At 72.7% G+C, this 6594-nt stretch carries 6 protein-coding genes; 3 read left to right on the top strand and 3 right to left on the bottom strand.

All coding sequences use genetic code 11. The features are described from left to right. Nucleotides 1–102: 102 nt before the first annotated feature. A complete protein-coding gene (locus tag AAC134_RS16825) occupies nucleotides 103–594 on the bottom strand; it encodes a hypothetical protein (protein ID WP_339950284.1) in 492 nt (163 codons plus the stop codon). 7 nt (nucleotides 595–601) lie between these two features. Beyond that, nucleotides 602–2323: a type I secretion system permease/ATPase gene (locus tag AAC134_RS16820; protein ID WP_339950283.1), complete on the bottom strand. Its 1722-nt coding sequence runs from the start codon at nucleotides 2321–2323 to the stop codon at nucleotides 602–604. Nucleotides 2324–2729: 406 nt separating this feature from the next. On the opposite strand from AAC134_RS16820, the gene AAC134_RS16815 reads away from it, so the two are divergent. Then, on the top strand, nucleotides 2730–3437 hold the full coding sequence (locus AAC134_RS16815; RefSeq protein ID WP_339950282.1) for a VacJ family lipoprotein: 708 nt from the start codon (nucleotides 2730–2732) through the stop codon (nucleotides 3435–3437). 74 nt (nucleotides 3438–3511) lie between these two features. After that, entirely contained in the window at nucleotides 3512–4132 is a 621-nt protein-coding gene (locus tag AAC134_RS16810) for an ABC transporter substrate-binding protein (protein ID WP_339950281.1), read from the top strand. Nucleotides 4133–4370: 238 nt separating this feature from the next. Here AAC134_RS16810 and AAC134_RS16805 read toward each other — a convergent pair whose 3' ends face one another. Next, on the bottom strand, nucleotides 4371–5348 hold the full coding sequence (locus AAC134_RS16805; RefSeq protein WP_339950280.1) for an alpha/beta hydrolase: 978 nt from the start codon (nucleotides 5346–5348) through the stop codon (nucleotides 4371–4373). A gap of 196 nt (nucleotides 5349–5544) precedes the next feature. On the opposite strand from AAC134_RS16805, the gene AAC134_RS16800 reads away from it, so the two are divergent. Then, complete coding sequence (locus tag AAC134_RS16800) at nucleotides 5545–6594, top strand: histone deacetylase family protein (protein WP_339950279.1); 1050 nt, start codon at nucleotides 5545–5547, stop codon at nucleotides 6592–6594.

Raw genomic sequence — 6594 nt, 5'->3', positions numbered from 1 at the left:
CTTCCGCACCTCGGCCCCGACCACGGCGCGGATCTTGGCGAGCACGAACTCGGCCGCATGGGCTCGGGCCTCGGCCCAGTCGAGCGCTCCTCTGCGATCCATCTAGATCGCGGCGGCGATCGCCGCCGCCGCGGCCGCGGCCGCATCGGGATCCGCCGCGCGGCGGGGGGCGGCGCCTGCGCCGGGCCCGGTCGCCTCGCCGCCGAAGGACGCCGTCTGCCCGCCGCCGCCGGAGGCCGTCGCAGCGCCGTCGTCGCGGCGGGGCGCGGAGCCCTCGGGGCCGGACTGCGCGGCGCGCGCGGCCGCCAGCCGGGCGCGGGCCGCGGCCAGCGCGGCGGGGTCGGGCGGGCTCGCGGCGCGGTGAGGCGTGGGGTTCAGGGGCGCAGGACTGTCCGAGGCCGGATCGGGAAGCGGCGCGCCGGCGGGTTCGGCGTCGACCGCGTCCGGGTGGGGGCGGCGTCGGGGGGGCGTGTCGAGGATCTCGGACACCTCCGGGCGCTCGGGAAACGCGTCGACGCGGCGGGGCCCGGCCTCGCCGCCCCCGGTCGCTTCGCCGGAACCGGTCCGGCGCTCATCGCCCTGCATCTCGGTCATGCTCGCGTCACTCTCCGGCCGGGGTCACGACCTGGGGGTAGTTGCGCACGTGCTGGCGCAGCACCTCGTCCTTGGGCCCGAAGGCCTTCCGCACCCCGTCCTCCATCATCAGGATCAGGTCGCAATGCTGGATGGCCGCGGGGCGGTGGGCCATGATGATCACCGCCTTGCCGCGCGCCTTGATGTCCTGGATCGCGTGGTTGAGCGCGTCGGAGCCCGACGCGTCGAGGTTCGAGTTCGGCTCGTCCAGCACCACCACCGCCGGGTCGCCGTAGAGCGCGCGCGCCAGCCCGATGCGCTGGCGCTGCCCGCCCGAGAGCTTCCCGCCCCCCGCCGCCACCTGGTAGTCGTAGCCGCCCGGAAGCCCCAGGATCATCTCGTGGGCGCCCGCGCGACGCGCGGCCTCGACGATGGCGGCCGAGTCGGGGGCGCCGGTCAGGCGGGCGATGTTCTCGGCCACGGTGCCGTCGAACAGCGCGATCTCCTGGGGCAGGTAGCCGATGTGGCGGCCGAGGTCGTCGTCGCCGTATTGCTCCAGCGCCGCGCCGTCGAGGCGCACGTTGCCCGCCGCGGGCTTCCAGATGCCGGTGATCGCCTTGGCGAGCGTCGACTTGCCCGAGGCCGAGGGCCCGATCACGCCCATCGCCTGCCCCGGCTCCATCCGGAACGAGACCATGCGGATCGCCGCGGTCTGCTCGCCCGGCGCCACGACGGTGACCTGCTGCGCCTCGAGGATCGAGCGGGGCTGGGGGAGCTTGGTGCGCTCCTCCGGGGCGGGGGTCTTGTCGAGCAGCTCGACCAGCGACTTCCAGCCCTGCATGGCGCGCTGCACCAGCGCCCACTGGCCGATGGCCTGCTCGATCGGGGCCAGCGCCCGGCCCATCAGGATCGAGCCCGCGATCATCGAGCCGGGGCTGAGCTCGCCCTGGATCGCCAGCCACGCGCCCGCGCCCAGCATCAGCGACTGCAGGAAGAAGCGCAGCGTCTTGGAGGCGGTCGAGAAGCCGCCCGTGCGGTCCGAGGCCTGGATCGTCGTCTCCAGCGAGCGGCCGCGCAGCTTCTGCCAGCGCTCGAGCACCGAGCGGCGCATCCCCAGGCCCTGCACCGTCTCCCCCTGGGAGCGGACGGCCTCGGTGAACCCTTCCGACTGGGAGGAGGCGACGTTGGCGTCGAGCTGCAGCTTCTTGGAGAAGACCTGGTTCATCCAGGTCAGGCAGACCAGCAGCAGGCCGCCGGCGATGGCGATGCAGCCCAGGATCCAGTGGAACATGAAGATCGCGGCCAGGAACACCGGCGTCCAGGGCATGTCGAAGACCGCGAAGGGCGCCGGCCCCGACATCAGCCGCTGGATCGATTCCAGGTCGCGCAGGCCGGTGGCGGGCCGCGCGCGTTCGACCGGCGAGACCGAGCGTCGCAGGATCGCCTCGAACACCCGGTTGTCGAGCCGCGCCTGGAAGCGCGCGCCGGCCCGCGCCAGCACCCGCCCGCGGGCGTAGTCGAGCACGCCCATCATCAGGAACAGGAAGGCCATGATCACGGTCAGCGCGACCAGCGTCGCCTCGGATCGCGAGCTGAGCACCCGGTCGTAGACCTGGAGCATGAAGATCGGCCCGGTCAGCATCAGCAGGTTCACGAAGAAGCTGAACACCGCAACCGCAACGAACAGCGTCCGCCCCTCGCGCAGGACCGACCGCAGCTCGTCCCGTCCACTCTCCGTCTTGCCTCGCAACGTGAACCCCCGGTCCCCGGACCTCGCGGGTCGAAAGCGCCCGCACGACGTGTGTTCAAATGGGCTGACCGTCGGTTCATCGACGGCGGCCCGCGTGTCTTACGCCCCGCATTCCCATGGCGCCAGCGGACAGATCCGCCCGTCGAGGGCGAATCGAAGCGTTTTCCGCAGCGTGAACCCTTCTTGTCGCGCACAGGCCACAAGGAAAGGTTGCCAGGGCGGGCTGCGGGCCGAATCCCGCCGCGCGATTGCGCCGCGCCGCTGGCTGGACTAGTTGCATATGCGCTGTGACGCGCCGCACCCATCAGAATCGAGAGGCGTCTTGACCGAATCCCCTTCCAGGGCCTCTGCGTCCGTTCTCGCCCGCCGCCGCGCTCCGCGCCGCGGTCCGTGGCGCTCGATCCTCATGGTTGTCGCGGCGGCGGGGCTGGCCGGCTGCGCCTCGGGCGAGCCTGTCGAGCCGGGCGGCATCGCCGACCCCTACGAGTCGACCAACCGCGGCTTCCATGAGTTCAACAAGGGCGTGGACACGGTGCTGCTGCGCCCGGCGAGCCAGGTCTATGACCTCGCCATGCCGGGACTGGGCGACCTGCTGCTGACCAACGCGGTCAACTTCCTGCGCATGCCGATGAATTTCATCAACCACACCGCGCAGGGCGAGTTCGAGCAGGCCGGCGCCGACGTGCTGCGCACCGGCATCAACCTGGTGATGGGCCTCGGCGTGCTGGATCCCGCCACCGAGTTCGGCCTGCCCCAGGTCGAGACCGACATCGGCGAGACGCTCTATGTCTGGGGCGTGGACGAAGGCCCCTATGTCGAGCTGCCGCTGTTCGGACCGGCCTCGGCCCGCGACGGCTTTGGCCGGGTGGCCGAGATCGTGCTCGATCCGTTCGGCTTCTTCACCGGGTACGAGGGGCTCCAGCTTGCCCGTCGCAGCCTGGCGGTGGGCAACCTCGCCCGCCTGCGCGCGGACAACACGAACGTGATCGACCAGGCGCTCTACGAGAGCGAGGACAGTTACGTGACCACGCGGGCGGGCTATATCCAGTACCGCCGCCGGCAGTTGGCCGGCGGAGCGACGGAAGAGTCGCTGACCGACGTGTTTGCCGATTGACGATCCGACGCGCCCGTCGAGCCCTTGGGGGAGGGGACGGGCGCGTGACACCGCAAAGGGGTGATGCGATGACCATGAACCGACGCACTGTTCTCAAGGCCTCGCTGGCCGGCGCGATCGCCGCCGCCGTGGGGCTGTCCCTGCCGACCTCCGCCCGCGCGGTCGAGGTGGGCGAGGCCCGCGCCCTGATCGAGAGCGTGGTGGGCGAGATCACCGGCCTGATCCAGTCGGGCAAGAGCGCCGAGGCGCAGCGCCTGGAGTTCTCAGAGATCTTCCGCCGAAACGCGGCCGTGCCCGAGATCACCCGCTTCGTGATGGGCCAGGCCTGGCGCGAGATGAGCGACGCCCAGAAGGCCAAGGCCGAGAACGCGCTGGTGAGCTACGTGGGCCGGGTCTACGCGGGGCTGCTGAACGACTACCAGGGCCAGACCCTGGAGGTGACCGGCGCCCAGGACTTCGGCGCCAAGGGCGTGCTGGTGACCAGCCGCGCCAGGGGTGCGAGCGTCGAGGATTCGACGGTCGAGTGGCAGGTCTCGGACCGCTCCGGCTCGGTGCAGGTGGTCGACGTGGTGGCCGAGGGCGTGTCGCTGCTGCAGACCCAGCGCCAGGAGTTCGCGGCGATGATCGACCGGCGCAACGGCGACGTGGACCGGTTCCTCGAGGATCTCGCGGCCGGGAACGTCGCCGAGGGCTGAGCCGCCCGACGCGATCCCATGACACGGCGCGCCGGCCCCCCGGCGCGCCGTTCGCGTTTCGGGGCCCCGAGTCGAGGGGCGTTTCGGCGGGGGGCGGGGGCGCGTCTTCCGGGGCGCGCGTCTGGGGGCGCGTTTCAGCGCGCGGAATTCCCCGCGGCGGTCTGCGTCCCCTCCGACGGAGGGGGAGGCCCCGGGCTTGACCCGGGGCCTCCTGCGGGTGGCGCGGGCCGGGGCGGGCTCAGAGCTTCGGACGTTCCCCGGCGCCCAGGGCGCGCAGGCTCTCGACGATGCGGTCGAAGGCGAGGCCGGCCTGGCGGGAGGCGTGGCGCGCCCTGAGGAAGCCGTGGGTCAGGCCCGGCTCCTCGACCGACAGCGCCCGACCGCCCGCCGCCAGGATCCGGTCGCGATAGGCCTTGCCGTCGTCGGCCAGGGGATCGCACTGGGCGTTGACGCAGACCGTCATCGGCAAGTTGGAAAAGTCCGGGTCGCGCAGCGGATAGGCGCGGGGATCGTCGTCGGGCACGAGGCTCATGTCGCGTTGGGCGTGGTAGAAGGCCCGGTCGGCCTTCGAGAGCAGCGGCGCGTCGGCGTGCAGCGCGAAGCTGCCCCGCGTCGGGTCGCCGCCCAGCGAGGGATAGATCAGCACCTGCCCGACCGGCGCGCCGGCCCGCCCGCGCGTGGCATGGACCACCGCCGCGGCCAGCGTGCCCCCGGCGCTGTCGCCCGAGATCACGATCGGTCGCCCGCCAGCCGCGCCCGTCGCCCAGTCCCACGCGGCGAGGGCGTCCTCGAAGAAGGCGGGGTGCTGGAACTCGGGCGCCATGCGGTAGTCGACCGAGACCAGCTCATAGCCCGCGCGCTCGGCCATCTCGGCGCAGATGTCGTCGTGGCTGTCGAGCCCGCCGACCACGAAGCCGCCGCCGTGGAGATAGAGGATGAAGGCCGAGCCCGGCCCCGCGGCGGGCAGATAGCGGCGCAGCGGGATCGGACCGCGGGGGCCCTCGCAGGTCAGGTCCTCGACCGTCATGCCCTCGGGGCGATCCTTGCGCCAGTAGCGGCAGTTGGCGTCGTAGGCGGCGCGGCGGCTGGCGGCCGTGACCTCGCCCTCGACCTTCGAATTGCGTTGGCTGGTCTCGACGAAGGCGCGGGTGTCGGCCTCCAGGATCCAGTCGTAGTCGGGGCTCGGGGCCCGCGTCGCGCGCGCGTCTCCGTCCATGGTCGTCTCCTCCCGTCGCCGGTGATCCGGTCTCTCCCGGCGCAGCATCCTCCCGTGCGGCCGGTCAGGCAAGCGCCGGCTGAGGCTCGCGTCCGCCGCCCGCGCCGCCCGTCCCCATCGACGCGAGGTTCCGCTTTCCGCGCCGCCCCTCGCGGGTCTAGGGTCCCCTCGCAAGAAGCAGGAGGCCCGAGTCCCCATGGAGTGCGTGTACGACGCCCGACAGATCGCCCACGATCCCCAGACCTTCCTTGTCGCCGGCCGCCTGCGCCCCAGCCCCGAGCAGCCGCGCCGCGCCGAGGTGCTGCTCTCGGGCGCCCGGAGCGCCGGGCTGGAAGTGATCGCGCCCGCCGACTACGGGCGCGGCCCGCTGGCGGCGGTGCACACCTCCGAGTATCTCGAATTCCTCGAGACCATCCACGCCCGCTGGTCGGCGCTGCCCGAGGCCAACGCCGAGGTGGTGCCCAACATTCACCCCGACCGGCGCGCGGCCTCCTATCCCGCCTCGCCGGTGGGGCAGGCGGGCTGGCACCTGCAGGACACCGCCTGCCCGGTGGGCGCGCAGACCTGGGAGTCGGCCTACTGGTCGGCCCAGAGCGCGCTGACCGCGGCCGAGCTGGTGCTGGAGGGCGAACGCTCGGCCTATGCGCTGTGCCGCCCGCCGGGGCATCATGCGCTGGCCGACGCGGCGGGAGGCTTCTGTTTCCTGGCCAACTCCGCCATCGCGGCGCAGCGGCTGCGGGCGGCGGGGCGACGGGTGGCGATCCTGGATGTGGACGTGCACCACGGCAACGGCACCCAGGCGATCTTCTACGATCGCGGCGACGTGCTGACCGTCTCGATCCATTGCGACCCCTCGGTGTTCTACCCCTTCTTCTGGGGACATGCGCAGGAGCGCGGGGTCGGCCAGGGCGAGGGCTGCAACCTGAACCTGCCGCTGCCCCGCGGCACGGCGGACGACGGCTTCCTCGAGGCGCTGAGCGCGGCGCTGGCGCGGATCCGCAGCTTCGGGACCGACGCGCTGGTGGTGGCGCTGGGCCTCGACGCCTACGAGGGCGATCCGCTGGCGGGCCTGGGCGTGACCACGCCGGGCTTTGCGCGGATCGGCGAGGCGATCGGACGCTTCGGCCTGCCGAGCCTGCTGGTGCAGGAGGGAGGATACCTCTCGCAGGAGCTGGGCGAGAACCTCTCGAGCTTCCTTGGCGGCTTTGCCAACGGCCAGGCCGAGGCCGGGCGGGTGCAGGTCTGA

This window comes from uncultured Albimonas sp., from assembly GCF_963977235.1.
GTDB lineage: Bacteria > Pseudomonadota > Alphaproteobacteria > Rhodobacterales > Rhodobacteraceae > Albimonas.
The sequence above is the reverse complement of the archived record's forward strand: the minus strand, read 5'-3'. Positions and strand labels throughout refer to the sequence as shown.